We start from the raw sequence: 26,966 nt of genomic DNA on the forward strand, positions 1-26,966 counted from the left end.
ATGGGCGGGGTGCCCGCCTCGACCCGGGCCGGCGGCGCGGCGCGGAGGCGTTCGGCGGGCCGGTCGGGCCGCTGCGCGCGCCCCGGCAGCCGGCCGAGGTGATGGCGCAGTCCGGGGCCGCGGCCGGCGCGCCCCCGGTGATCGCCCGGGCCCACCACGGCAGCGTCTCCCGCGAGGAACGCAAGCACATCGAGGAGGCGCTGAAGTCCGGCCAGCTGCCGGCCGTGGTGGCGACCTCCAGCCTGGAGCTGGGCATCGACATGGGCGCGGTCGACCTGGTGGTGCAGATCGAGGCGCCACCCAGCGTCGCCGCCGGCCTGCAACGGGTCGGCCGGGCCGGGCACCAGGTCGGCGCGGTCTCCCGGGGCGTGGTCTTCCCCAAGCACCGCGGCGACCTGCTCTCCTGCACCGTGGTCGCCGAACGGATGGGCACCGGCGCGATCGAGGAGCTGCACTATCCGCGCAACCCCCTCGACGTGCTGGCCCAGCAGATCGTGGCCATGGTGGCCCTGGAGCCGTGGCGGGTGGGTGACCTGGCCGTGCTGGTCCGCCGGGCGGCTCCGTTCGCCGAGCTGCCCGACTCCGCGCTGCACGCGGTCCTCGACATGCTCTCCGGGCGCTACCCGTCGACCGCGTTCGCCGAGCTGCGCCCCCGGCTGGTCTGGGACCGGGCCACCGACGTGCTCACCGGCCGGCCCGGCGCTCAGCGCCTGGCCGTGACCAGCGGCGGCACCATCCCCGACCGGGGCCTGTTCGGCGTCTTCCTGGCCGGCGCGGAACGCGCCGCCCGGGTGGGCGAGCTGGACGAGGAGATGGTCTACGAGTCGCGGGTCGGCGACGTCTTCCTGCTCGGCTCGTCGTCCTGGCGGATCGAGGAGATCACCCCCGACCGGGTGCTGGTCTCCCCCGCTCCCGGCCAGGCCGCCCGGATGCCGTTCTGGAAGGGCGACCAGCTCGGCCGCCCGGTCGAGTTGGGCCGGGCGATCGGCGCCCGGGTCCGGGCGCTGCTGCGCCAGTCCGACGCCGACGCGGTGACCGCGTTGCGGGCCGGTGGGCTGGACGACTGGGCCGCCGGCAACCTGCTGACCTACCTGCGCGAGCAGCAGGCGGCCACCCGGTCGCTGCCCGACGACCGCACGGTGGTGGTCGAGCGGTTCCGCGACGAGCTGGGCGACTGGCGGCTCGCCGTGCACTCGGTGCTCGGCGCCCGGGTCAACGGGCCGTGGGCGCTGGCCATCGGCCGCCGGCTCGCCGAACGCTACGGGGTGGACGCCCAGGTCATGCCCTCCGACGACGGGATCGTGGTCCGCCTGCCGGACACCGCCGAGACCCCGCCCGGCGCCGACGTGGTGGTCTTCGAGCCCGAAGAGATCACCCAGCTGGTCGAGGAGTCCGTCGGCACCTCGGCGCTGTTCGCGTCCCGGTTCCGCGAGTGCGCGGCCCGCTCCCTGCTGCTGCCCCGCCGCGATCCGCGCCGCCGCCAGCCGCTGTGGCAGCAGCGCCAGCGCGCCGCCCAACTGCTCGACGTGGCCCGCGAGTACGCCGACTTCCCGGTGACGCTGGAGGCCGCCCGGGAATGTCTCCAGGACGTCTTCGACCAGCCGGCCCTGGCCGGCCTGATGCGCGACCTGGCCGCGCGCAAGGTGCGGCTGGTCGAGGTGGAGTCCGAGCGCCCCTCGCCGTTCGCCCGTTCGCTGCTCTTCGGCTACGTCGGCGCGTTCCTCTACGAGGGCGACGCGCCGCTGGCCGAGCGCCGGGCCGCCGCGCTGGCCCTGGACTCCGGGCTCCTCGGTGAGCTGCTCGGCCGGGTCGACCTGCGGGAGCTGCTCGACCCGGCGGTGCTCGCCGAGACCGAGCGGCAGCTGCGCTGGCTGACCGAGCAGCGCCGCCCCCGCGACGCGGAGGACGTGGTCGAGCTGCTCCGGGTGGTCGGCGACCTCGGCGACGCCGAGCTGGCCGAGCGGGGCGCGCCGGTCGGCTGGCTGGCGGAGTTGGCCGCGGCCCGGCGGGTGCTGCGGGTCCGGATCGCCGGCGAGGACCGCTGGGTGGTGGTGGAGGACGCCGCCCGGCTGCGCGACGCGCTCGGCGTGGCGCTGCCCGTCGGGGTGGCCGAGGCGTACCTGACGCCGGTGGCCGACCCGCTCGGCGACCTGGTCACCCGGTACGCCCGCACCCACGGCCCGTTCGCGGCGGCGACCTGCGCCGCCCGGTTCGGGCTCGGCGTCTTCGTGGTGGAGCAGGCGCTGCGCCGGCTCGCCGCCACCGGGCGGGTGGTCTCCGGGGAGTTCGCGCCGGACAGCGTCGGCACCCAGTGGTGCGACGCCGAGGTGCTGCGGCTGCTGCGCCGCCGTTCGCTCGCCGCGCTGCGCCGGGAGATCGAGCCGGTGCCGCCCCGGGCGCTGGCCACCTTCCTGCCCCGCTGGCAGCAGGTCGGCTCGTCGGCGCGGGGAGTGGAGGCGCTGGCCGCCGCCGTCGAGCAGTTGCAGGGGGCCGCCGTGCCGGCCTCGGCGCTGGAACGGCTGGTGCTGCCCGCCCGGGTCGCCGACTACAGCCCCGCCCAGCTCGACGAGCTCTGCGCCAGCGGGGAGGTGGTCTGGGCCGGCTCCGGCGCGATCTCCGGCGGGGACGGCTGGGTCACCCTGGCGTACGCGGACGTCGCACCGCTGCTGCTCGCGCCGCCGGAGGAGGCGCTGGCGCTCACCCCGCTGCACGAGGCGGTGCTCGACGCGCTCGGCGACGGGCAGGCGCTCTTCTTCCGCTCGCTCGCCGACCGGGTCGGCGCCACCGACGACACCGCGCTGGCCGGGGTGGTGTGGGATCTGGTCTGGGCCGGTCACCTCACCAATGACACCCTCGCGCCGCTGCGGGCGGTGCTCGGCGGCGGCGGGGCGCACCGGTCCCGGCCGGCGGCGCCCCGGACCCGCTACCGGCGGCCCGGCCGGGTCGCGCTGCCCAGCCGCGGCGGGCCGCCCACCGTGGCCGGGCGCTGGTCGCGGCTGCCCGAGCGCGACCTCGACCCCACCCGCCGGGCCGCCGCCCTGGCCGACCTGCTGCTCGAGCGGCACGGCGTGGTGACCCGGGGTGCGGTCATGGCCGAGCAGGTGACCGGCGGCTTCGCGGCCGTCTACCCGGTGCTGGCCGCCCTGGAGGAGCGCGGCGCGGCCCGGCGCGGCTACTTCGTCGAAGGGCTGGGCGCGGCGCAGTTCGCGGTGCCCGGGGCGGTCGACCGGATCCGTGCCCTGGCCGACCCGGCCGACGAGGCCCGGGGCCGGGGCGGGGCGGCCGTGGTGCTCGCCGCCACCGACCCGGCCAACCCGTACGGCGCGGCGCTGCCCTGGCCGGAACGGGTGGTCGACTCCGGCGACGGGTCCGCCCCGGCGACCGGGCACCGGGCCGGTCGCAAGGCCGGCGCGCTGGTGGTACTGATCGGCGGCGAGCTCGTGCTCTACGTGGAGCGGGGCGGGCGCACCATCCTCTCCTTCACCGACGAGCCGGAGGTGCTCGCCGCGGGCGGCAAGGCGCTCGCCGACGCGGTGCACTCCGGCGCGCTCGGGGCGATCTCGGTCGAGCGGGCCGACGGCGAGGCGGTGCACTCGTCGCCGCTGCGCGACGCGCTGACCGCCGCCGGTTTCCGCGCCACCCCACGCGGCCTGCGCCTGCGCGGTTGACGACGAGACCTGCCCGGTTGACGACGAGAAAGGACACTCCGATGGGACCGATCCGGGTACGACCCGCCGAGCCTGGCGACCGCGAGCGGCTGGCGGAGCTGCACGGGCGCGAATGGGGCGGCCCGTACGTGGTGGTCCACGACACCCGCTATGACCTGCGGGAACTGCCCACCCTGGTGGCCGTGGACGGGGCGGGCGAGCTGGCCGGCGCGCTGGTCTACCGGCTGGACGCGGACGGGCTGGAGGTGGTGAGCCTGGCCGCCACCGGCCGCGGGCAGGGCGCCGGCACCGCCCTGCTGGCCGAGGCCGAGGCGGTGGCGGTGGCCGCCGGGGCGGACCGGCTGTGGCTGGTCACGACCAACGACAATCTCGCCGCGCTGCGGTTCTACCAGCGTCGAGGGCTGCGCCTGGTGGGGGTGGACGCGGGCGCGGTGGACCGCGCCCGCGCGCTGAAGCCGAGCATCCCGCTGGCCGGCGCCGACCGCATCCCGCTCCACGACGAACTGCGGCTGGAGCGGCGGCTGACGCCGGCTCAGGCGAGCTTGGTGAGCACTTCGTCGTAGCGCTTCCGCTCGGTGGTGGAGGTCCGGGTGCCCAGGTAGCTCAGCACCACCGCCCCCTTGCGGAAGGCGTCGCTGCCCCACATCTCGGTCTGGTTGGTGGCCGAGGCCTCGTCGGGGAAGACGTACACGGAGACGGCGTCGGTGGCGACCAGCTGCGCGCAGCCGATGCCCTTGCCGTCCGGCCCGCAGTCCTTCGTCCGGTCCCGGAGGTTCGGCACGGCCAGTCCGGCGGCCTTGAACGCGTCCACCACCCGCCGGGCGGACGGGGCGCTCTTGGCCTTCGTCGGCATGGTGAAGGGCGGGGTGGACGGGCTCTCCGTCGGTTTGCCCTTCGGGCGGCCCTCGGCGGCGTCCGGCGCCTCGTCCGGAGCGGCCGGGCTGGTCGCCGGCGCCTTGGACTGGCCGTCGGCCCAGGCTCCGCCGTCCCGGTCGGCGGAGTCCTTGCCGCAGGCGGTCAGCCCGAGGGCGAGGAGGACGGTGGCGGCGGTCGACAACAGGCGAAGGCGTTTCGTCACCCCGGAAGTGTGCCGGACGCCTCGGCCGGCACGGCACCGGCCGGTCGGTCGGTCGCGGATGCCGGTCCGGGGCGCCCGGCCCAGCCGCTAGCCTGCCGGCATGACCCGGACCGCCTGGATCTCGCTGACCACCGACTACGGCCTGACCGACGGATTCGTGGCGGCCTGCCACGGGGTGATCGCCCGGATGGCGCCGGCTGCCCGGGTGATCGACATCACCCACCTGGTTCCACCGGGCGACGTCCGGCGGGGCGCCGCCGTCCTGGCCCAGACCGTGCCGCACCTGCCGTACGGCGTACACATCGGAGTGGTCGACCCCGGCGTGGGCACCGCGCGCCGCGGCATCGCCCTGGTCACCCCGGGCGGCCTGCTCGTCGGGCCGGACAACGGGCTGCTGCTGCCGGCGGCCACCGCGCTCGGCGGGGTCACCTCGGCCGTCGAGTTGACCGACCCGGGCTGGCTGGCGCCGCGAGTGTCCCGCACCTTCCACGGCCGGGACGTGTTCGCCCCGGTCGCGGCCCGGCTGGCCGGCGGGGCGACGCCGGCCGACGCCGGCCCCCCGGTGGATCCGGACACGCTGGTGCGGCTGCCGCCACCGGTGCTGCGCCGGATGGCCGGCGGGTTCACGGCCGAGGTGCTCACCGTCGACCACTTCGGCAACGTGCAGCTCGCGGCGGAGCCGGCGCTGCTCGACGAGGTCGGGGACCGGCCGCTGGTGGCCGACCAGCCGGCCGTGCGCGGGCGGACCTTCGGTGACGCCCCCGCCGGGGCGCTGGTGCTCTTCGCCGACTCCGCCGACCTGGTGGCGGTGGCGGTGCACGGGGGCCGGGCCGCCGACCTGCTCGGCCTCGTCCCCGGCGACCTGGTCACCGTCCGCGCGGGCGGCTGACCGCCGGCGGCGCGCGGGGCAGCGGGCGGTGCGGGAGGATGGGGAGGTGCCCGAAGGCGACACTGTCTGGAACACCGCGCGGGTCCTCCAGCGCGCCCTGGCCGGTGCCCGGCTCACCGGCTCGGAGTTCCGGGTGCCGCAGCTCGCCACCGCGGACCTGACCGGGTGGACCGTCCGCGAGTCGGCCAGCCGGGGCAAGCACCTGCTGCTCCGGCTCACCGCCGCGCCGGCGGCCGACGGGGCGGACTGGACGCTGCACTCGCATCTGCGGATGGACGGCGCCTGGCGGGCGTACGCCCCGGGCGAGCGGTGGGCGGCCCGGCCGGCGCACCTGATCCGGGTGGTGCTCCGCTCCCCCGGCGCGGTCGCGGTCGGCTACCACCTGCACGAGCTGGCGCTGATCCCGACCGCCGAGGAGGGGTCACTGGTCGGCCATCTGGGGCCGGACCTGCTCGGGCCGGACTGGGACCCGGACGAGGCGGTCCGCCGGCTGGCCGCCCACCCGGACCAGACCATCGGCGAGGCCCTGCTGGACCAGCGCAACCTGGCCGGGGTGGGGAACCTGTACAAGTGTGAGGTGCTGTTCCTGCGCGGGCTCTCGCCGTGGACGCCGGTGCGGGCGGTGCCCGATCTGGCCGGCACGGTCACCCTGGCGCAGCGGCTGCTGGCCGCGAACCGGGGTCGCTGGGCGCAGAGCACCACCGGGTCGCTGCACCGGGGGCAGACCAGCTACGTGTACGGCCGGCGGACCCAGCCCTGCCGGCGCTGCGGCACCGCCATCCGCAAGGAGGAGCTGGGCGGCCGGGTCACCTACTGGTGCCCGGCGTGCCAGCCGGCCCGCTCCTGACGCCGGTCCGGGCCGAAGACCTGCTTCGCCTCGCTGACCGGGCGGCCCCACCCGTGGAAGTTCCACGAACCGCCAAGTTTCCCCCGAGAAACGGACGATTGGGTACTTCCCTCGCCGCCAATCGGCGTCGCATGCTGCGGTGGAGTGCTCACCGATCGTCAGCAGCGCGTACGCCCGGCACGCCGGGGTGGAGGGCGGGCGCGCCCCGATCCCGGGGAGAGCCATGGCCCTGTTCCGCAGACTCCAGCGACCGGGCTGGGCGGACCGCGCCGCCCGGACCGCCGAGGACCACACGCCCACCGTGCCGGCCAGCCGCGGTGCCGGGGAGGAACCGGCAACCCCCGTGCCGGCCAGCCGCGGTGCCGGGGAGGAACCGGCGACCCCCGCGCCGGCCAGCCTCGATCCGGCCGCGGTGCCGCGCTGCTTCGGGCCGGTGCCGAACTTCGCCGGCTCGCCGCGGCCCGCGCTGGACCCGGCCGACCGCCCGGTGCCCGGCACCGGCATCCGCAAGTTCGTCGACGCGCTGCCGCTGCCCGGCCCGCCCGGCAGCGACGGGCCGGGCGCCCGGCTGCCGGTCGCGGTGCCGGACACCATCACCTGGCCCGGCTGCGACTACTACGAGATCGGGTTGCAGGAGTACGCGCAGCGGCTGCACCGGGATCTGCCGGCCACCCGGCTGCGCGGCTACCGGCAGCTCAACCTCGGCACCGATCCGGCCGGGCACAACACCGTCGGCCCGCCGGACCGGCCCTGGCACCTCGGCCCGATGATCATGGCCCGGCGCGGCCGGCCGGTCCGGATCAAGTTCATCAACCAGCTTCCCACCGGCCGGGCCGGCGAACTCTTCCTCCCGGTCGACGAGACGCTCGACGGGGCCGGAACCGGTCCGCTGGACGGGCCGGCGCCGTACCCGCAGAACCGGGCCGTGCTCCACCTGGACGGCGCGCAGACCGGCTGGATCAGCGCCGGCAACCCGTGGCAGTGGGTGACCCCGGCCGGGGAGATCACCCCTTACCCGACCGGGGTGGGCGTCACGCCGGTGCCGGACATGCCGCCGCCGGGGGCGGGCGCCACCACGCTGTACTTCCCGAACGAGCAGAGCGGCCGGCTGATGTGGCTGCGCGACAACACCCTCGGGCTGTCCCGGCTCACCGTCTACGCCGGTCAGCTCGCCGTCTACCTGCTCACCGACCCGGCCGAGGAGCGGCTGGTCGACGAGGGTGTGCTCCCCGCCGACCAGGTGCCGCTGGTGATCGAGGACAAGACCTTCGTGCCGGACGACGCGCAACTCGCCGCGGCGGACCCCACCTGGGACCGGGACCGTTGGGGCGCCAAGGGCAGCCTCTGGCACCCGCACGTCTACCAGCCGCGGCAGAACCCCTACCGGGGCACCGGCGGCAACCCCACCGGCCGCTGGGACTACGGCCCCTGGGCCCACGACCCGGACGGCGGCGGCAGCCCATGGGTGGCCCCGGTGCCCAACCCGCACCACGATCCGGTCGCCGAACCGGACGAGCCGCCGCTCGCGCCGGGCGTGCCCCACCCGTCGGCGGTGCCGGAGGCGTACGGGGACACCCCGCTGGTCAACGGGGTGGCCTACCCGTACCTGGAGGTGCAGCCGCGGACGTACCGGTTCCGGATCCTCAACGCCTGCCCCGACCGCGGCCTCAACCTCCAGCTCTACCGGGCCTGCTCGGACGAGCCGATGTGGACCGACGACGGCCGGCCCGCCGAACTGGAGGCCGGGGAGGTGCCGATGGTGGAGGCGGTACGGGCCGCGGGGCGGCCGGCGTACTGGCCCACCGACGGGCGGGAGGGCGGGGTGCCCGACCCGCGGGCGGCCGGCCCGGATCTGATCCAGATCGGCAACGAGGGGGGCCTGCTGCCCGCCCCGGTGCGGCTGGTGAACCGCCCGATCGGCTTCCGGTACGACCGGCAGGACCCGACCGCGCTCAACGTGGACGGGCACACCCTGCTGCTCGCCCCCGGCGAGCGGGCCGACGTGCTGGTCGACTTCGCCACCGTCCCGCCGGGCAGCACCGTGATCCTCTACAACGACTGCCCGGCGCCGCTGCCCCGGTTCGACCCCCGCTACGACCAGCACACCGACGCCCCGGACCGGACCGCCACCGGCGGGCCGCCCACCACCCGGCCCGGGTACGGCCCGAACACCCGCACCCTGCTCCAGTTCCGGGTCGCCGGGACCCCGGCGCAGCCGTACGACCTGGCCCGGCTCGCCGCCCGGCTGCCCGCCGCGTACGCGGAGAGCCAGCGCCCGCCGATCGTGCCGCAGCCGGCCTACGACGCGGCCTTCGGCACCCGGACGCCCCGGGAGACGCTGGTCCCGGCGCGCGCCACCACGGTCGAGTTCACCCCACCCGGCGCGGTCGCCCCGGTGACCCTGCCGCTGGCGGTGAAGTCGGTGGGGCAGGTCTTCGAGCCCCGGCACGGCCGGGCGGTGGGGCGGCTCGGCGTCGGGCACCCGCTCGCCGGCCCGGTCACCCCGGCCACCCTGCCGCTCGGGCCGGCCGACCCGGCCACCGAGGTGCTGTACGCCACCGATCCGACGGCGGCGCTGGGCGGTCCGGCCGACGGCACCCAGCTCTGGCGCATCGTCGGCGACGCACCGCGGACCCACCCGGTGCACGTCGAGGGCTGCGACGTGCAACTGGTCAACCGGGTCGGTTGGGACGGCACCATCCGCCCGCCCGAGCCGGGCGAACTGGGCTGGAAGGACACCGTCCGGGTCAACCCGCGGGAGGACGTGATCGTGGCACTGCGCCCCGTCCCGCCCAGCCTCCCCTTCAAGATCGGCGACAGCGTACGCCTGCTCGACCCGACCCGGCCGGTCGGCGCGCGGCTGGACGCCAGCCCGGTCAGCCCGGTCGACGGGCGGCCCGCCACCGTGCTGAACCAGCTGGTCAACCTGGGCTGGGAGTACCGCTGGGGGACCCGCGCGGCGGGCCTGCGTGACCAGGGCATGAGCCGGCCGCTGGTGCTGCGGGTGGCGCCCAAGGCCCCGACCGGGCTCACCGCGGTCCCCGCGCCGGGCTCGGCCACCGCGCTGCCGGCCATCGCGCTGACCTGGACCGGCAACGGCAGCCGCCCGCCGGCCACCAGCCACCTGCTGCAGCGGGCCACCGACGCGGCGTTCGTGACCGGGCTGACCGAGATCACCGTGGCGGCCACCGCCACCCGGTACACCGACGCCACGGTGACCCCCGGGGTGACCTACCACTACCGGATCCGGGCGGAGAACGCGGTGAGCTGCTCGTCCTGGTCGAACAGCGTCCCGGCGTCGGTGCGGCTCGCCGCGCCCGCGAAGCTGACCGCGGCGGTGCCGCCGGCCGCGCCGCTGCGGGTGGCGTTGCGGTGGGCCAACCGTTCCTTCGCCACCGGCGTCGACGTGCAGCGGGCCACCAACCCGACGTTCAGCAGCGGGCCGGGCACCACCGCCATCATGGTCGGCGACGCCCACCTGGACCCGGCCGTCGCCCCGGACACCACCTACTACTACCGGGTGCGGACCACCTATCTGGGCGCCGCGTCCCCCTGGTCGACGGTCGCCACGGTGACCACCCCGCCCCGACCGGCCGCGCCGACCGGGGTGACCGCCGCGGCCAACGCGCCCGCACCGGACACCGCCACGGTCATTCTCAGCTGGTCGGCGACGCCCACCGGCGCCGGTGCCGGGTTCGTGGTGCAGCGCGCCACCGACGCGGCCTTCGACCAGGAGGTGGAGACCTTCACGGTGACCGGTCGGGGGTTCACCAACACCGGGCTGGCCCGGGGCACCACCTACCACTACCGGATCCGGTCGTACAACGTCGTCGGCACCTCCGGCTGGACGGCGGTGACCGCCGTGCGCACCCCGGAGTGACCGGGCGGACGCTCAGGGGGTGCGCAGCGGCGCCGTGGGGCGCAGCTCGGCCAGCGCGGCGGCGACCCCGTGCAGCAGGTCGGTGGCCTCGGTGAGCCGGGCGGCGGCCGGGTACTCGGTGGCCGGGCGGGTGTCCTCGGCCAGGTAGCCGGCGGCGGCCACCACCAGCCGCTCGTACGCGTCGACCCCGCTCTCCAGCTGGGCGGCGAGGGTGGCGTGCACCTCGGCCAGCGGCCCGCGCGGCGCCAACCGGAGGGCCCTTTCGATGCTGGCCACCCGCCAGGCCAGTTCCCGCAGGGAGTGGTCGGCCTCGGTGGCCTCCCGCACCGCCGGCTCGGCCAGCCCGCTCAGCCGGCCGGCCATTCCGGCCAGGGTCAACGACGCTCGGTCCAGCCGGGCCCACGCCTCGCCGGCGGCGGTGCCGCGCAGCGCCACGCGGGACCGGACCCGGCGTACCTCGGCGAGGACGCCGGGACCGACGGGCAGCCGCTCGACGGCGGCGACCAGCCGGGCCCGGGAGCGGGCGGCGGCCTGGGCGGGGTCGAGGGCGGGCGGTGGCGGTGCGGCCGCGAGCGCCCGCAGATCGATCCAGCGCCAGGCGGCGAAGGCGATGGCGCTGCCCGCGGCGCCGGCCCAGGCCGCGTCCGGCAGGCCCAGCCCCGCGTACGGGGTGAGCACGGCGGCGGCGCCACCGAGGCCACCGGCCAGCACGCTCCACCGCCTCGCGGAGCGCCGCAGCCGGCGCAGTCGACGGAAGTGTCGGGCCCGTTCGTCCGCCATCGTCGTCTCCCGTGGGTCAGCCGGTGGTGCTCTCGCCGGTGGGGCGCTCCCGGCTCATGCTGGACCGGATCTCGTCGAGCCGGGCGGCCGCCGCCGGGTCGGCGGGGGCGCCCTGCCCCTGCCCGACGGCGGGTCGGTCCTGCCGGCCGCCGAGCTGCTCGCCGGCCATGCTCGCCCGGATCTGCTCCAGTCTCGCCGAGCCGGCCGTGTCCAGGGTCGCCTTCTGAATCTCCAGCATCCGGCCCTCGACGGAGTTGCCGGCCAGCTCGGCCCGGCCCATTGCGTCGGCGTACCGGCGCTCGATCCGGTCGCGGACCTCGTTCAGCGACGGCGTGCTGCCGGGGGCGGTGAGCGAGGACATCGACTCCAGCGAGCGGGCCACGGACTCCTGCATCTTGGCCTGCTCCAGCTGGCTGAGCAGCTTGGTGCGCTCGGCCAGCTTCTGCTGCAGGATCATCGAGTTGTTCTCGACCGCCTTGCGGGCCTGGGCGGCCGCGCCGAGCGCCTGGTCGTGCAGCGTCTTCAGGTCCTCGGTGGCCTGCTCGGCGGAGACCAGCTGGCTGGCGAGCAGCTGGGCGGACTGCTCGTACCGCCCGGCCTCGGTCTCGTTCCCCTTGGCGCGGGCCTGGTCGGCCAGGACCAGGGCCTGCCGGGCGTTGGCCTGGAGCTGCTCGACCTCGGACATCTGCCGGGAAAGCTTCATCTCGAGCTGACGCTGGTTGCCGATCACCGCGGCCGCCTGCTGGACCAGGGCCTGGTGCTGCCGCTGGGCATCCTCGATGGCCTGCTGGATCTGCACCTTAGGGTCGGCGTGCTCGTCGATCTTCGCGCCGAAGAGCGCCATCAGGTATTTCCAACCCTTGACGAACGGGTTCGCCATTCCGCCCAGTCCCCTCAGTAGCGTCGCGTCACCTCGCCCCCGGTCGAGGGGCGGGCCGCGCGGTGTACCTCCATCGTCCCAGTCGGACGCCAGCCCGGCACCCGGACGACCCTGATCAACAGTACGCGGCGAACGCCACCGGAGGCCATCGCGCGCGTCCGGTCAGGCGGCGCAGACCACGTCCCGGTCGGCGGGGCGCACCCGGGTGCTGCGCAGGGTGGCCTTGAGCGGCCCGTCCTGCCGCACCTGGACCGCCACCGAGCCGTCCGAGGTGACCTGGCGGACGCCCCGGTTGGTCGCGCTGCGCACCGCGGGCGCGGCGACCGGCGTGGGCTCGTCGGCGACCGGCACCAGCACCCCCGGCATCTGCTCGGCCAGCGCGACCGTGTCGCTGACCTCGCGCAGCAGCTCGGAGAGGCGGGCGCCGAGGGCGTCGCAGATCGCCGCCAGCAGCTCGCTAGAGGGCTCCTTCTGGCCGCGCTCGATCTCGGAGAGGTAGCCCAGGCTCACGTTGGCGGCGGAGGAGACCTCGCGGAGGGTGCGGTGCTGCCCCTGCCGGCGCGCCCGCAGTGCGTCACCGATCACTCGGCGTAGCAGGACCATCGCACCTCCCCCAGACGGGACCACCATCTCCGGCCGGGCGTGCCGCGCCGGGCGTGGCGGTCCACTCCCGGCGCCGGCGTCGTCCGCCGGAGCCTTCCCGCAACCGTACCCGTTGCCGGGCCCGCCGACATCCCGCCCCACCCCTTCAATTCCGGCGTTCCGTCCGGCCGGCCGGGCCCGGGTGCCCCGGCCCGGCGCGCCCGCACCCGGGCGTGTCGTGGCCCGGCTCACCGGTGCCCCGCCCCGGCCGGATCGCCGGCCTCCGCCGCCGCCTCGACGCCGCCGGTGGTCTGGATCCGTTCGGCCAGCAACCGCAGCGCCTCGATCACGGTCGCGCCGCGGATGTACTCGCGGTCGCCGTCGAGGTCGAGCCGGCGCACCTCGCAGCCGCCGGGCCCGGCGGCGGCCACGTACACCAGGCCGACCGGCTTGCCGTCCTGCGGCTCCGGCCCGGCCACGCCGGTGGTGGCCAGCCCCCAGTCGGCGCCGCAGCGGCGCCGCCCGCCCTCGGCGAGCGCGGCGGCCACGTCCGGGTCGACCGGCCCGCGCTCGGCCAGCAGGTCCTCCGGTACGCCGGCCAGCACCGACTTCAGCTCGGTGGCGTAGGTGACCAGCCCGCCGCGGAAGACGCTGCTCACCCCGGCGATCTCCACGATCGAGGCGGAGAGCAGGCCGCCGGTCAGCGACTCGACGGTGGCCAGGGTCTCCTTGCGCTCGTGCAGGCTGTGCACGACGGAGGCCGCCGGGCTGCCGACCGGTCGCTCGTGGTTCGCATCCGTTCCCATGCCAGCCCTCTCTTCCCGCCCGGCCGTCCGCTACTCCCGCTGGGGGGCGATCATGAGGTTATCGCCAGGAACCCCTCGTCGCGTGCAGGACGGACGGCGGGTGCGCCGGGCGTCAGCGGGCCGGGTGGCGCAGGCGCAGCGCCTGGGCGACGTAGTCGAAGCCGGTGACCACGGTGACCAGCACGGCGGCCCCCATGATCCAGGGGCCGACCGGGGCCAGCGCCGCCGGCATCGGCCACAGGTACCAGGTGATCGCGAGGATCTGCAACGCGGTCTTGATCTTCCCGCCCCGGCTGGCGGCGATCACGCCGTGCCGGATCACCCAGAAGCGCAACGCCGTGATGCCCAGCTCGCGGGCCAGGATCACCACGGTCACCCACCAGGGCAGCCGGTCGTACCAGGAGAGCAGCACCAGCGCCGCGCCGGTGAGCGCCTTGTCGGCGATCGGGTCGGCGACCTTGCCCAGCGAGGTGACCAGGCCGAACCGGCGGGCGATCCAGCCGTCGACCAGGTCCGTCGCCGAGGCCACCACGAAGATCAGGCAGGCCGCCGTCCGCCAGCCGGCGTGACTCATCGCCGAGACGACCACGGTGGCCGCGAAGACCGGCACCAGCACGAAACGCAGCGCGGTGAGCACGTTCGCCGCGTTGAGCAACGGCACCCGGGCCGCCACCGACTCCGCCCCGGTCATCTCCGGCACCGCCCCACGTGGCTTCCCCGCTCCGTCCGGGCCCGCCGTCACCGTACCGCGCCGGGCGCCGCCGAGATCATCTCATCCGGTACGGCGAGCAGGTCCACACCCTCCGTCGCGGTCACCGTGGCCCGGACCAGGTCACCGGGGCGCAACGCGGCCAGATCGACCCCGCCGCCGACCGGGGCCACCAGGGTGGTCGAGCCGTCCACCTCCGGCGCCTGGTGCGCGGCGCGACCCTCGACCACGCCGTCGGCGACCGAGTCCACCAGCACCTCGACCGTCGAGCCGAGCCGCTCCTCGGCCCGCTGCGAGCAGAGCTCGTCGGCGAGCGCGGCCAGCCGGTCGTACCGCCGCTTGACGGTGGCGGCGGAGACCTTGCCGGGCAGGCCGGCGGCCTCGGTGCCGTCCTCGTCGCTGTAGTCGAAGACGCCGATCGCGTCCAGCCGGGCATCGGTCAGGAACCGGACCAACTCGGCCACGTCCTGCTTGGTCTCGCCGGGGAAGCCGACGATGAAGTTGCTCCGCGCGCCCGCCTCGGGCGCGAGGGCCCGGGCGGAGGCGAGCAGCTCCAGGAACCGGTCGGTGGAACCGAACCGGCGCATCCGGCGCAGCACCGGCTCACTGGAGTGCTGGAACGACAGGTCGAAGTAGGGTGCCACGCCCGGCGTGCTGGCGATCACCTCGACCAGGCCGGGCCGGGTCTCGGCCGGCTGCAGGTAGCTGGCGCGCACCCGGACGATCCCGTCGATCGCGGCGAGCTGCGGCAGCAGCTTCTCCAGCGCCCGGGGGTCGCCCAGGTCCTTGCCGTACGAGGTCGAGTTCTCGCTGACCAGCACCAGCTCACGGACGCCGGTCTTGGCCAGCCACTCCGCCTCGGCGAGCAGCTCGTCCGGGGTCCGGGAGACGAACGCGCCACGGAACGCCGGGATGGCGCAGAACGCGCAGCGCCGGTCGCAGCCGCTGGCCAGTTTGAGCGAGGCCACCGGGCCGGTGTCGAGCCGGTGCCGCAGCACCTGCCGCAGGTGCGCCGGGGTGTGCTCGTCGGCCTCGGCGGCGACCCGGGTGGGGGTACCGTGACCGGGCAGCGACACCGCCGCCTCGCGCCGCTTGACCGGGGTGAGCGGCAGCAGCTCGCGCCGGTCCCGCGGGGTGTGCGCGCCGATCGCCTCGCCCGCGAGCACCGAGTCCAGCCGGGCCGCGATGTCCGGGTAGTCGTCGAAGCTCAGCACCGCCTGCGCCTCGGGCAGGCTGTCGGCCAGCTCGCGGCCGTACCGCTCGGCCATGCAGCCGGCCGCGACCACCTTGGCGCCGGTGTCGGCGGCCGCCAGCAGCGTCTGGATCGAGTCCTGCTTGGCCTTCTCGACGAAGCCGCAGGTGTTCACCACCACCACGTCGGCGCCCTCGCCGTCGGTCGTCACCTGCCAGCCGTCGGCGTGCAGCCGGGCGGCCAGCTCCTCCGAGTCGACCTCGTTGCGGGCACAGCCCAAGGTCAGCAGGGCGACCCGGCGGCCGGCGGCCGACGGCTCCGGGTCGCGGCGCGGCGCGCTGGAGTTGTCGTAAGGGGAGGTGGCAGACACCATCCGAGGGTACCGGGCCGCGCCGGGATCGCCGCGCCGCCCGGCCGGGGCATCGGCCGGCTCACACCGAGCGGCGGGTCAGCGGACGGCCGCGCCGACCCGGGCCAGCCGGTCGAGGAGGAAGACCTCCGTGCCGGCCAGGCCGGTGGAGCAGAAGACCGAGAGCTGGTCCGCGCCGGTCCGGCCGGGGACCGTCCCGGCCAGCACCGCGCCCAGGTCGCGCAGCCGGTCCGCGTACGGCTCGACGGCGGTGAGCAGCGGCGGGACGTACGCGGCCGCCTGCGCCGGCGAGTCGGTGACCAGCAGGTCGGCGGCGTCCAGCAGGTCGGTGCCGAACTCGTGCCGGTCGGCCTGCTTGAAGCCGACGGTGTTCACGTGGGTGCCGGGCGCCAGGTCGGCGGCGTCGAGCACCGGGGTGGTGCTGGTGGTGGCGAGCACCACCAGATCCCGGCCGCGGACCGCCTCGGCGGCCGAGCCGACCGGGCGCGCCGGCAGGCCCAGCTCGGCCCGGACCCGGGCGGCGAACGCCTCCCGCCGGGCCGCCGAGCGGCTGTGCACGGTCACCTCGCGCAGCGGGCGCACCGCGGCGGCCGCCCAGACCTGGGTCCACGCCTGGCGGCCGGAGCCGACCACGCCGAGGGTGGCCGCGTCGGGGCGGGCCAGCGCGTCCACGGCCACCCCGCCCAGTCCCCCGGTGCGCCGCGAGCCCAGCTCCTCGCCCACCGCGATGGCCCGCACCGCGCCGGTCCGGGCGTCATGCAGCACCACCAGCTGTCCGCTCTCCGGGTGGCCGAAGGTGTCGTACGACCGGAAGCCGTACCACTCACCGGTGAGGTGACCGGCCGTGAGCACCATCCGGCCGCCGCCGAGCGGTGCGGACGCCCGGGGCGGCGCGATCAGCCGCCCCTGGTACGCGGCCAGCAGCGCGTCCCGCATCGCCGCGACGGTCAGCGGGGCGTCCACCGCGGCGGCGACGTCCGCGTCGGAGAAGAGCACGGTCATGACGACATCGTGCAACCTGAAGTTGACGTCAACTCCAGCGATGGTGGCCTTTCTCACCGCGCCGTCGGCGGATCTCGACCGGTGCTAGCGTCGGTGGCGGCGGCCGGTGCCGCCCCGGACGAGTGGTGGGCGTACCCGGTCAGGCCAAGACGCCCCAGCGTGACCGCCCGTCCCGGCCCTCCCGGCCGGGCCCGCCCCGTCAGAGGTGACCGTCATGGCCTGGATCGTGCTGGTGCTCTCCGGACTGCTGGAGACCGTGTGGGCGATCGCCCTGGACCGCAGCGCCGGCTTCAGCCGCCCCGCCCCCTCGCTGGTGTTCGCCGCCTCGCTGGTGGCCAGCATGGCCGGCCTGGCGTACGCGCTGCGGGAGATCCCGGTCGGCACCGGCTACGCGGTGTGGGTGGGCATCGGGGCGGTCGGCGCCGCGGCGGTCGGCATGGTGGCGCTGGACGAGCCGGCCACCCTCCCCCGGATCGGCTGCCTGCTGCTGGTGGTCGCGGGCGTGGTCGGGTTGAAACTGTTCCACTAGGCCCCGGTGTCCGGTTTGCCGGCGGGGCCGCGGCGGGTAGTGATGCGGCACCTCAACAGAGCGACCGATCACACGGAGGACACCATGGCCGACATCCACGCCACCGCCCGCCCGCGCAGCAGCGCCGCGCGTGTCTGCACCATCATCGCGTTCGTCTTCGCGGTGATCGCGATCTTCTTCCTGCCGCCGCTGTTCGGCCTGGTCGGGCTGGTGCTCGGCATCGTCGGCGCGGTGCTCGGCGACAAGCCGCTGGGCTGGTACGCGGCCGCCGCCAGCGTGGTCGGTGCCGTGCTCGGCATGGTGATCGGCTACGCGATCCTGAACTCCTGACCGCCGCCGTACGTCGCGAACGGGCCCGCCGGAGCACCGGCGGGCCCGTCGCTGTCAGTCCCCGTCGCCGCGCAGGCCGACCAGGACCTCCTCCAGCTCGTCCGGCTTGACCAGCACGTCGCGGGCCTTGGAGCCCTCGGACGGGCCGACCACCCCCCGGGTCTCCATGAGGTCCATCAGCCGGCCCGCCTTGGCGAAGCCGACCCGCAGCTTGCGCTGGAGCATCGAGGTCGAGCCGAACTGCGAGGTGACCACCAGCTCCACCGCTTGGACCAGCAGATCCAGGTCGTCGCCGATGTCCTCGTCGATCTTCTTCTTGCTCTCCTGCGCGGCGGTCAGCACGTCCGGGCGGAACTCCGGCTCGCGCTGGTCCTTGCAGAACTTCACCACGTCGTGGATCTCGCGCTCGGTCACCCAGGCGCCCTGGATCCGGACCGGCTTCGACGCGCCCATCGGCAGGAAGAGGCCGTCGCCCCGGCCGAGCAGCTTCTCCGCGCCGGGCTGGTCGAGGATGACCCGCGAGTCGGCCAGCGACGAGGTGGCGAACGCCAGCCGGGACGGCACGTTCGCCTTGATCAGGCCGGTCACCACGTCGACCGAGGGCCGCTGGGTGGCCAGCACCAGGTGGATGCCGGCGGCGCGGGCCAGCTGGGTGATCCGGACGATGGAGTCCTCCACGTCGCGCGGCGCGACCATCATGAGGTCGGCCAACTCGTCCACGATCACCAGCAGGTACGGGTACGGCCGCAGCTCCCGCTCGCTGCCCGGCGGCGCCTTGATCTCGCCGTTGCGCACCTTGCGGTTGAAGTCGTCGATGTGCCGGACCCCGTTGGCGGCGAGGTCGTCGTAGCGCATGTCCATCTCGCGGACGACCCACTCCAGCGACTCGGCCGCCTTCTTCGGGTTGGTCACGATCGGGGTGACCAGGTGCGGGATGCCCTCGTAGCCGGTCATCTCGACCCGCTTCGGGTCGATCAGCAGCAGCCGTACCTCGTCCGGGGTGGCTCGCGTCAAGATGGACACGAGCAGGCTGTTCAGGCAGCTCGACTTGCCGGCGCCGGTGGCGCCCGCGATCAGGATGTGCGGCATCTTGGCGAGGTTGGCCACCACGTAGCCGCCCTCGATGTCCTTGCCGAGCGCCACCACCATCGGGTGGTGGTCGCCGGTGGCGGCCCGCGAGCGCAGCACGTCGCCGAGCGCCACGTTCTCCGGGTCGGTGTTGGGGATCTCCACGCCGACCGCGCTCTTGCCCGGGATGGGGCTGAGGATCCGCACGTCCGGCGACTTCACCGCGTACGCGATGTTGCGGGAGAGCTGGGTGATCCGCTCGACCTTGACGCCCGGGCCCAGCTCCACCTCGTAGCGGGTGACCGTCGGGCCACGGGTGAAACCGGTGACCGCGGCGTCCACGTCGAACTGCTCGAAGACGCCGGTCAGCGCGGCGATCACCTCGTCGTTGGCCTTGCTCCGCGTCTTCGGCGCGGTCCCGGTGCCCAGCATGTTGGCCGGCGGCAGCGTGTAGTCACCGGCCAGCCCGGTGAGCGCGAGCTGCTCGGCCCGGGTGGGCAGCGGCGAGTGTTCCGGCGGCTCCACCGGCTTGCGGCTCGCCGGCACCTTCCCCGGCGACTTGCGCGGCAGCACCAGGGTGTCCTGCAGGTCCACCCCGTCCAGGTCGTCGTCCAGCTCCGCCGGGTCCAGCGGCGGCGGCAGCCGCTTGGCCGGCCGCCGACGGGCCGGCTTCGGCGCCTCCCCGGTTTCCTCCTCGGGCGCGGCGGGCGGCCCCACCAGGGTGCCGGCGAGCAGGCCGAGCCGCTCCGGGATCTTGTTGATCGGGGTCGCGGTGACCACCAGCAGGCCGAAGACCAGCAGCAGGATCAGCAGCGGGACCGCCACCCAGGCGGTCACCGCCGCCTCCAGCAGGTCGCCGATGCCCGCGCCGATCAGCCCGCCCGCGTAGTCGCGCTGCACGGCGTCCACCGGGTTCTGTCCGATGTGCAGCATCGCCGCGGTGGCGAGCAGCATCGAACCCCAGCCCACCAGGCCCCGGCCGCGGTGCTCCGGGTCGGCCGGGGTCCGCAGCAGCCGCCAGGCGCCGATCATCAGCAGCACCGGCACCACGATCGCGATCGCGCCCAGGAAGAGCCGGACGCTGTCCGCCAGCCGCTGGCCGACCGGGCCGGCCTTGCCGAACCAGATGGCCACCGCGCTGAGCAGGGCGAGGCCGAACAACAGCAGGCCGCCGCCGTCGCGGCGGTGCTCGGGGTCGAGGTCCCGGGCCGAGGCGGCCTGCCGGCCGGCCGCCCGGACCGCCCAGCCGAGGCCGTGCGCCAGGCCCATCCAGACCGCGCCGACCGCGCGTCCCAGGTAGACGGCCAGGCCCGGGCCCGCCGCCGGCCGCCGCCGGGCCGCCGCGCGGGTGGCCTTCCTGGCCGGCTGGCGGGCACGGCTGTTCGTGGTGCCGCGCGGCGACGCGCCGCGCCGCCGGCTCGCCTGAGAGGTACGGCCCGCCATAGAGTCACCGTAACGGCGGGACCCGGCAGATCGCCGCTTTTCCGGGTCGTGTCCGCGCGTCGCAGCACGGACCGGGCGCCGTTTGTGTTATTCGCCGCAGAAGGGATGCCCTCATGGCGTCGCCGGAGCTCGAGGACGGTCCGGACGGCCCGCTGGCCGGACACCCGCAGACGTTGCGGCCGCTGACTGGCGCCCTGATCGCCGCCGTGCTGACCAACCGGGGGTACGCGGTGGCCGAGGATGCCGCCGGTGACCTGGTCGGCCGCTGGGCGGAGAGCCTGATCTGGTTCCACCGCCGGGGCGCCGACGGGGAGCTGCTCCAGGTCCGCACCGTCACCGGGCACCGCTTCGGCATCGAGCACGTGCCCGCCCTCTACGCCTTCTGCAACGCCTGGAACCACGACCGGCTCTGGCCCAAGGTGTTCGTGCACGTGGCCGACGACGGGCTGGCGCAGATCTGCGGCGAGGTGATCACCGACCTGGAACGCGGCGTCACCCCGCACCAGCTCGACCAGCTGCTGGACTGCGGCATCAGCACCGGCTGCCAGCTCGCCGCCGAGGTGGGGCGCCTGCCCGGCGGGTCGGTCCGGTGACCACCGCCCGGGACCGCGGCCCGGCCGACGCGCTGGCCGACGCCCTCGACCTGCCCGACGGCGAGGCCCGCTGCGCCGAGCTGGACCGGATCGCCGCGCACGCCGACGCCACCGGCGACCCGGCCACCGCGCTGGCGGCCCGCTTCGCGCTGATCGAGACGTACCTCCAACTCGGTCAGGGGTGGCGGCTGGTCGAGCCGGTACGCCGCTGCCGGTCCACGCTGGCGCAGGAGCCCGCCGGCGGCCGCCCCGGCGACGTGACCCGGCTGCTGCGGCACCAGCGGCAGGCGGTGGAGGCGCTGCTGGGCACCCCCCGGGTCGGGCTCGACCAGGCGCGGTTCCTGCTCGACGACCTGGCCGAGCGGTTGGGCGGCGCGGCCGAGCCGGTGGCCGAGCTGCGCTGCCGGCTCGCCGACCACCTCGGTGACGAGCCGACCGCCCGCCGCGAGTACGCCCGCTGGCAGGCCGCCGCGACCGCGCCACGGCAGGGCCGGGCCGCCGCGACCGCGCCACGGCAGGACCCGGCCGCCGCGACCGCACCACGGCAGGACCCGGCCGCCGCGACCGCGCCACGGCAGGACCCGGCCGCCGTCTCCGCGCCACGGCAGGAGCCGGCCGCCCGGACGGCCGTCCCGGCCCAGGCGAGCGGCGCGGTCGGGCCGGCCGCCGGCGCCGACGACCGGTCCGCCGGGGCGGTCGCAGGCTGTCCCGGTTGCGCGCCGGCCCGGCGGGCCGAGCTGCTGGCCGGCTGGGGCGAGCCGGTCGAGGCCCTGGCCGCGCTGCGCCCGGTGCTCGACGGCGAGGTGGACTGCACCGACCAGCCGGAGCGCGCCCTGGTGGCCGGGCTGCTGCCCTGGCTGCGTACCGGGGCGGCGACGCGGGCCGCCCGGGCGCACCTGCGCGCGTACCGCCGGCACCGCCGGGAACGAGCGGCGTTCCCGCTGCTCGCCACGCACCTGCGCTTCTGCGCGCTGGGCGGGCACCTGGAGCGAGGGCTGGCGGTGCTGGCCGAGCAGTTGCCCCGGCTGGACCAGCCGGTGGACGACCTCGCCGCGATGGAGTTCGCCGCGGCCGGGTCGCTGGTCTGCGCTCTCGCGGTGGAGGCCGGGCTGGGCGGGCGGCGGATCCACCGGCCCGGGCACGGCGCCCGGCCGGCGGCCGATCTGGAGGTGGCCACGCTCGGCGGGCAGTTGCAGGCCCTCGCCACCGCGCTGGCCGGCAGCTTCGACGCCCGCAACGGCACCGGGCACCAGTCCGGGCGGATCGCCTCCTGGCTCGCCGACCGGCCGGTCGCCGAGCCGGTGCCGCTACCGGCCGAGGACGAGGACGAGGACGGCGCCCCGCCCGACGACCCGGCCGAGCCGGGCGAGGAGGAACCCGTCCCGCTGAGCCTGGCGCTGCTCACCCGCGCCCTCGACGCCCGCGGCGACGGGTACGCCGTGGAGCGGGACGGCACCGTGGTGGGGCGTTGGGGCGCGGCCGTCATCCAGTTCCGCCGGCTCGGCGAGCGGGGCGAGATCCTGCACGCCCGGGTGGTGGCCACCCGCCGGGTGCCGGCCGACCGGCGTGCCGAGGCGTACGCGTTCTGCAACGCCTGGAACCACGACCGGCTGCTGCCGGCCGCGTACGTGCACGATCCGGGCGACGGGGCGCTGGTGCTGGTCGGCGGCGTCACCACCGACCTGGCGCAGGGGGTGGCCCTCGCGCAGCTGGTGGTGCTGGTGACCGCCGCGGTCAGCACCGGGGTGGCGTACGCCGAGGCGGTCGCCGCGCTGCCCGGCGGCGACGAGGGCTGACCGCGCCCGGCGCGGCGGCCGGGCCGGAACGTGGCGCGGCCCCCGGCCACCGGGCGGTGGTGGCCGGGGGCCGCGGTCCGGTGCGGCCCGCCGGTGGTCTAGCGGACCGAGAACGCCAGGGTGTACGCGCCGGCGCCGGCCAGCCCGGCCACCCGGTAACGGTAGGCGCCGGCCGGCGTCGCCACGCTCAGCCGGGCCGGCTCGTCCCCGGTCACGGCACTGGCCACGGTGCGGAACGCGGTGCCGGTGAAGCGTTGCAGCTCCAGCCGGACGCGGACCCCGTCCGGCGCCGCGAGGCAGGCCTGCTGGGTGCCACCGGAGGTGCGGAAGAACCGGCCGTCCGGCTGGACCTGCACCCGGCCGGCCGCGACCTGCCCGGCCCGGCTGACCTGGCCGGTGCACCCGTCCGTCCCCCCGGTCGGCGGTGGGGCGGGCGCGGTGGGGGCCGGCGGGGTCGCCCCGCCGTCGGCCGGCGGCGTGCTCGGCGTACCGCCGTCGGCCGCGGTGACCAGGGTCAGGTTGTTGCGCTGGAGGATCTCGTTGACCGGTTGGAAGAAGGTCACCCCGCCGCGGGTGCAGTCGCCGGAGCCGCCCGAGGTGACCCCCTGCGCCTGGTCGCCGGAGAGCCACGCGCCACCGGAGTCGCCCGGCTCGGCGCAGACGTTGGTCCGGGTCAGCCCGGTGACCGTCCCCTCCGGATAGTTCACCGTGGCGTTCCGGGCCTGGATGACCCCGCACCGGGTGCCGGTGGTCGAGCCGGAACGGCAGACCGAGGCGCCCACCGGGGCCTCCGTCGAACCGTTCACCGGCACCGTGCCGCCGTTGAAGTCGTTCACCACGCCCTGCGGTGTCCAGTCGCCGTTGACCCGCACCACCCCCCAGTCGTCACCCGGGAACGAGGACGCGGCGAAGGTGCCCTGGGCGACCCGGTTCGCACCGGTGGTCCGGTCGCCGGGCCGCCCGCAGTGCCCGGCGGTGACGAACCCGCCGACCACGGAGAAGCCCACCGAGCAGCGGGCCGCGTTGTTGATCAGGAACGCGTCGCCGCCGCGGACGTCGAACAGCGGCCGGGGCGCCTCGTCGCTGGTGCGGACCCGGACCGTGCCGGCGGGCACCCCGCCGGCCGCGGCGAAGCGGCGGCCGGACGCCTCCGCGCCGGGCTGGGCGAGCACCACCACCGCGTTGTCGGCCACGTCCACGTACCAGCCGGTGATGTCCGGGGTGGCCGAGGCGCCGGCCGCGTCCAACCGGGTCTTCACCGCGTCCAGCTCGGCCACGCCCCGGTCGACCTGCTCCGGCACCGCCCCGGCGGCCCGCACCCGGGCGGCGTGCGCCGGGTCGGCGACCGCCACGTGCAGGGTCCGCCCGTCGGCGCCGAGCCAGCTGCCGCCGTAGTCGGCGCCCAGGTCGGCGCGGAGCCGGGGAACCGTGCCGGCGGCCCACCGCTCGGTGGCCAGCCGCCGCGTCGCCTGGTCCCGGGTGAGCGACAGGTCCCGGCTCACCGCGTCCAGCACCTCGGGCGCGACCCCGCCGGCCGCCGGGGGCGCGGCGCGCCGGCCCGGGGCGTTCTCCCCGGCGAACGAGGGCAGCGTCACCGCCGCCGTCGCGCCCACCGCCACCACCACGACGCCGATGGCTGTCATCCGTCTGCGGTCCATCCGCCACGCTCCTCCCGGCCGGCGCGGGTCACCCCGGCCGGACGGGAGTACGGAGACGGACGCCGATCGGTTGAGGTCGGCCGGTCAGCTTCGACGCAGCGTGGCCAGCCGACTGCGGGGCGTACCCGGACGGCGACACCGGCCCACCGCGGAGGGTGGACCGGCGGGCGGTGCCGGTGGGCTCAGACCTCGACCACGGTCGGCACGATCATCGGCCGGCGGCGGTACGCGTCGTTGACCCAGCGTCCGACGGTGCGCCGGACGATCTGCTGGAGCTGGTGCGGGTCGGTGATGCCGTCCGCGGCGGCCCGGTTCAACGCCTCGGTGACCAGCGGGATCACCGGGTTGAACGCCTCCGGGTCCTCGGAGAAGCCCTTCGCCGAGACCGTCGGGCCGCCGACCACCTTGCCGGTGACCGAGTCGACCACCACGGTGGTGGCGATGAAACCGCCGTCGCCGAGGATCCGGCGCTCGGTGAGCAGCGACTCGCTGACGTCGCCGACGGCGAGGCCGTCGACGTAGACGTACCGGCTCTTGACGTGGCCGACCAGGCTGGCCCGGCCGTCGACCAGGTCGACGACGTCGCCGTCCTCGCAGAGCACCACCCGGTCGGGCGCCACCCCGGACTCGATGCCGAGCCGGGCGTGCGCCCGCAGGTGCCGCCACTCCCCGTGCACCGGCATGAGGTTGCTGGGGCGGGTCACGTTGAGCAGGTAGAGCAACTCACCGGCGGGGGCGTGCCCGGAGACGTGCACCTTCGCCACGTCCTTGTGGATCACGGTGGCGCCGGCCCGGGCCAGCCGGTTGATCACCCGGTAGACCGAGGTCTCGTTGCCGGGCACCAGCGAGGAGGCGAGCACCACGGTGTCGCCCGGGGCGATGGTGATGTGCCGGTGGTCGCCGCTGGCCATCCGGCCGAGCGCGCTCATCGGCTCGCCCTGCGACCCGGTGGACATCAGCACGATCTGCTCGGGCGGCAGCGTGGTGGCCTCCTCCAGCCCGACCACCAGGCCGGGCGGGATGTTGAGCAGGCCGAGATCCCGGGCGATGCCCATGTTGCGGACCATCGACCGGCCGATGAGCGCCACCTTGCGGCCGTGCTCGGCCGCCGAGTCGAAGACCTGCTGCACCCGGTGCACGTGCGAGGCGAACGAGGCGACGATGATCCGCCCCTTGGCCTTCGCGAAGATCGAGTCGAGCACCGGCCCGATCTCCCGCTCCGGCGTGACGAAACCGGGGATCTCGGCGTTCGTCGAGTCGGACAGCAGCAGGTCGACGCCCTCGGCGCCGAGCCGGGCGAAGCCGGCCAGGTCGGTGATCCGGCCGTCCAGCGGCAGCTGGTCCATCTTGAAGTCGCCGGTGTGCAGCACCAGGCCGGCCGGGGTACGGATGGCCACCGCGAGGGCGTCCGGGATCGAGTGGTTGACGGCGAAGAACTCGCACTCGAACGGGCCGAGCCGCTCCCGCCGCCCCTCCGCCACGGTCAGCGTGTACGGCTGGATCCGCCGCTCGGCCAGCTTCGCCTCGACGAGCGCGAGGGTGAACTGGGAGCCGACCAGCGGGATGTCCGGCTTGTGGGCGAGCAGGTACGGCACCGCGCCGATGTGGTCCTCGTGGCCGTGGGTGAGGACGATCGCCTGCACGTCGGCCAGCCGGTCCAGGATCGGGCCGAAGTCGGGCAGGATCAGGTCCACGCCCGGCTGCTCGACGTCGGGGAAGAGCACCCCGCAGTCGACGATCAGCAGCTTGCCGTCGTACTCGAAGACGGTCATGTTCCGGCCGATGGCGCCGAGTCCGCCGAGCGGGATGATCCGCAGGCCGCCCTCCGGCAGCGGCGGGGGCAGTTCACCCTCGATGTGCGCCTCGGTCACGCGTCACCTCATTCTGCGACGCCGTCGCGCGGCGTCCGTCGTGTCGTTGGTTCATTCGGGCAGGGGCAGGCCCGCCGCGGCGCAGTCGGCGCGCAGCTGGGCCAGTTCGTCACCGGTGGCGTCGACGAGCGGCGACCGCACCGGACCGGCCGGGCGACCCTGCGCCCCGAGCCCGGCCTTGACCAGGATCGTGCCCTGGGTGCGGAAGATGCCGGTGTAGAGCGGCAGCAACTGCCGGTGCAGGGCGAGCGCCCGGGCGTTGTCGCCCGCCTCGAACGCCTCGATCATCTGCTTGGTCAGCGCGCCGGTGAAGTGGGTGGAGGTGCCGACCACGCCGACCGCGCCGACCGACAGCATCGGCAGGGTGAGCGCGTCCTCGCCGCTGTAGTAGGCCAGGTCGGTGCGGCTGAGCACCTCGGCGGTGGCGAACAGGTCGCTCTTGGCGTCCTTCACCGCGACGATCCGGCCGTGCTCGGCCAGCTTGACGAGCGTCTCGGTGGCGATCGCCACCCCGGTGCGGTGCGGGATGTCGTAGAGCACCACCGGCAGGCCGGTGGCGTCCGCCACGGTGGTGAAGTGACGCAGCAGCCCGGCCTGCGGCGGCTTGTTGTAGTAGGGCGTGACCACCAGCAGGCCGTGCGCCCCGGCCTTTTCGGCCTGCGTGGCCAGCTCGACGGTGTGCGGGGTGTCGTTGGTGCCCACCCCGGCGACGATCCGGGCCCGGTCGCCGACGGCCTCCACCACGGCCCGGATCAGCGACTCCTTCTCCGCGTCCGTGGTGGTCGGGGACTCGCCGGTGGTGCCGTTGAGCACCAGCGCGTCGTTGCCCTGCTCGTCCACGAGGTATTCGGCCAGCCGGGCGGCGCCGTCGAGGTCCAGGCCGCCTTCCGGCGTGAACGGGGTCACCATGGCCGTCATCACTCGCCCGAACGGGCGCGACGCGCCCTGGCTCGGGGCGGCGGAGTGGTCGTGCGTCATGCTCACAACCTAGCGGA

At 75.8% G+C, this 26,966-nt stretch carries 21 protein-coding genes and 1 riboswitch; of the genes, 9 read left to right on the forward strand and 12 right to left on the reverse strand.

The features are described from left to right. The coding region (locus LQ51_RS11350) for an Lhr family helicase (RefSeq protein ID WP_046564922.1) at positions 1–3,668 on the forward strand (3,668 nt) is incomplete at its 5' end. 41 nt (positions 3,669–3,709) lie between these two features. After that, positions 3,710–4,231, forward strand: coding sequence for a GNAT family N-acetyltransferase (locus LQ51_RS11355; protein WP_052744821.1), 522 nt, complete (start codon positions 3,710–3,712; stop codon positions 4,229–4,231). Here the strand turns inward: LQ51_RS11355 and LQ51_RS11360 are convergent. Then, positions 4,201–4,746: a hypothetical protein gene (locus LQ51_RS11360; protein ID WP_156313039.1), complete on the reverse strand. Its 546-nt coding sequence runs from the start codon at positions 4,744–4,746 to the stop codon at positions 4,201–4,203. The genes LQ51_RS11355 and LQ51_RS11360 overlap by 31 nt on opposite strands. A 100-nt stretch (positions 4,747–4,846) precedes the next feature. Here LQ51_RS11360 and LQ51_RS11365 point away from each other — a divergent pair, with 100 nt between their 5' ends. From LQ51_RS11365 to LQ51_RS11375, 3 genes are all read left to right on the forward strand, one after another. Further along, positions 4,847–5,635: an SAM hydrolase/SAM-dependent halogenase family protein gene (locus tag LQ51_RS11365; RefSeq protein ID WP_046564926.1), complete on the forward strand. Its 789-nt coding sequence runs from the start codon at positions 4,847–4,849 to the stop codon at positions 5,633–5,635. A 46-nt stretch (positions 5,636–5,681) separates the two neighbouring features. Beyond that, positions 5,682–6,482 carry a DNA-formamidopyrimidine glycosylase family protein gene (locus tag LQ51_RS11370; RefSeq protein ID WP_046564991.1) on the forward strand — a complete coding sequence of 267 codons (801 nt, stop codon included), beginning with the start codon at positions 5,682–5,684 and terminating at the stop codon, positions 6,480–6,482. A 223-nt stretch (positions 6,483–6,705) separates the two neighbouring features. Then, the gene (locus tag LQ51_RS11375; protein ID WP_046564994.1) at positions 6,706–10,362 is read left to right on the forward strand and encodes a multicopper oxidase domain-containing protein; all 3,657 of its coding nucleotides are present in this window, start codon (positions 6,706–6,708) and stop codon (positions 10,360–10,362) included. A 12-nt stretch (positions 10,363–10,374) separates the two neighbouring features. Here LQ51_RS11375 and LQ51_RS11380 read toward each other — a convergent pair whose 3' ends face one another. The 7 genes from LQ51_RS11380 to LQ51_RS11410 all read right to left on the reverse strand — a co-directional run bounded on the left by LQ51_RS11380 (position 10,375) and on the right by LQ51_RS11410 (position 16,683). Continuing rightward, the gene (locus LQ51_RS11380) at positions 10,375–11,142 is read right to left on the reverse strand and encodes a phage shock envelope stress response protein PspM (RefSeq protein ID WP_046564929.1); all 768 of its coding nucleotides are present in this window, start codon (positions 11,140–11,142) and stop codon (positions 10,375–10,377) included. Positions 11,143–11,158: 16 nt separating this feature from the next. Further along, positions 11,159–12,022, reverse strand: a complete 864-nt coding sequence (locus LQ51_RS11385) for a PspA/IM30 family protein (RefSeq protein WP_046564930.1) — start codon at positions 12,020–12,022, stop codon at positions 11,159–11,161. Positions 12,023–12,184: 162 nt separating this feature from the next. Further along, a complete protein-coding gene (locus LQ51_RS11390; RefSeq protein WP_046564931.1) occupies positions 12,185–12,625 on the reverse strand; it encodes a helix-turn-helix domain-containing protein in 441 nt (146 codons plus the stop codon). A gap of 227 nt (positions 12,626–12,852) precedes the next feature. Next, a complete protein-coding gene (locus tag LQ51_RS11395) occupies positions 12,853–13,410 on the reverse strand; it encodes a CinA family protein (protein WP_046564932.1) in 558 nt (185 codons plus the stop codon). Positions 13,411–13,522: 112 nt separating this feature from the next. After that, positions 13,523–14,101 (reverse strand): CDP-diacylglycerol--glycerol-3-phosphate 3-phosphatidyltransferase, encoded by a 579-nt coding sequence (pgsA, locus tag LQ51_RS11400; protein ID WP_046564995.1) that lies wholly within the window; start codon positions 14,099–14,101, stop codon positions 13,523–13,525. 47 nt (positions 14,102–14,148) lie between these two features. Continuing rightward, positions 14,149–15,684 carry a 30S ribosomal protein S12 methylthiotransferase RimO gene (rimO, locus tag LQ51_RS11405; protein ID WP_046564934.1) on the reverse strand — a complete coding sequence of 512 codons (1,536 nt, stop codon included), beginning with the start codon at positions 15,682–15,684 and terminating at the stop codon, positions 14,149–14,151. 75 nt (positions 15,685–15,759) lie between these two features. Beyond that, complete coding sequence (locus tag LQ51_RS11410) at positions 15,760–16,683, reverse strand: ornithine cyclodeaminase family protein (RefSeq protein ID WP_046564935.1); 924 nt, start codon at positions 16,681–16,683, stop codon at positions 15,760–15,762. A 92-nt stretch (positions 16,684–16,775) separates the two neighbouring features. Then, positions 16,776–16,842, forward strand: a riboswitch (guanidine-III (ykkC-III) riboswitch). Between the two features lie 55 nt (positions 16,843–16,897). On the opposite strand from LQ51_RS11410, the gene LQ51_RS11415 reads away from it, so the two are divergent. Together LQ51_RS11415 and LQ51_RS11420 are read left to right on the forward strand one after the other, a co-directional pair. Then, a complete protein-coding gene (locus LQ51_RS11415) occupies positions 16,898–17,212 on the forward strand; it encodes a DMT family transporter (protein WP_046564996.1) in 315 nt (104 codons plus the stop codon). A gap of 84 nt (positions 17,213–17,296) precedes the next feature. Next, on the forward strand, positions 17,297–17,542 hold the full coding sequence (locus LQ51_RS11420; protein ID WP_046564998.1) for a hypothetical protein: 246 nt from the start codon (positions 17,297–17,299) through the stop codon (positions 17,540–17,542). 54 nt (positions 17,543–17,596) lie between these two features. On the opposite strand, the gene LQ51_RS11425 is transcribed toward LQ51_RS11420, so the two are convergent. After that, complete coding sequence (locus LQ51_RS11425; protein WP_046564938.1) at positions 17,597–20,053, reverse strand: DNA translocase FtsK; 2,457 nt, start codon at positions 20,051–20,053, stop codon at positions 17,597–17,599. A gap of 113 nt (positions 20,054–20,166) precedes the next feature. Between LQ51_RS11425 and LQ51_RS11430 the strand changes: the two genes are divergently transcribed. Beyond that, a complete protein-coding gene (locus LQ51_RS11430) occupies positions 20,167–20,646 on the forward strand; it encodes a YbjN domain-containing protein (protein ID WP_046564939.1) in 480 nt (159 codons plus the stop codon). Between the two features lie 221 nt (positions 20,647–20,867). Further along, a complete protein-coding gene (locus tag LQ51_RS11435) occupies positions 20,868–22,442 on the forward strand; it encodes a YbjN domain-containing protein (protein WP_369799841.1) in 1,575 nt (524 codons plus the stop codon). A 98-nt stretch (positions 22,443–22,540) separates the two neighbouring features. Here LQ51_RS11435 and LQ51_RS11440 read toward each other — a convergent pair whose 3' ends face one another. The 3 genes from LQ51_RS11440 to dapA all read right to left on the reverse strand — a co-directional run bounded on the left by LQ51_RS11440 (position 22,541) and on the right by dapA (position 26,949). After that, positions 22,541–24,100, reverse strand: a complete 1,560-nt coding sequence (locus tag LQ51_RS11440; protein ID WP_046564945.1) for a S1 family peptidase — start codon at positions 24,098–24,100, stop codon at positions 22,541–22,543. 182 nt (positions 24,101–24,282) lie between these two features. Further along, positions 24,283–25,971 (reverse strand): ribonuclease J, encoded by a 1,689-nt coding sequence (locus LQ51_RS11445; RefSeq protein ID WP_046564948.1) that lies wholly within the window; start codon positions 25,969–25,971, stop codon positions 24,283–24,285. A 51-nt stretch (positions 25,972–26,022) separates the two neighbouring features. Next, positions 26,023–26,949: a 4-hydroxy-tetrahydrodipicolinate synthase gene (gene dapA / locus LQ51_RS11450; RefSeq protein ID WP_046564949.1), complete on the reverse strand. Its 927-nt coding sequence runs from the start codon at positions 26,947–26,949 to the stop codon at positions 26,023–26,025. Between the last annotated feature and the right edge of the window lie 17 nt (positions 26,950–26,966).

This window comes from Micromonospora sp. HK10 (assembly GCF_000982955.1).
In the GTDB taxonomy this organism is placed as follows: Bacteria; Actinomycetota; Actinomycetes; order Mycobacteriales; family Micromonosporaceae; genus Micromonospora.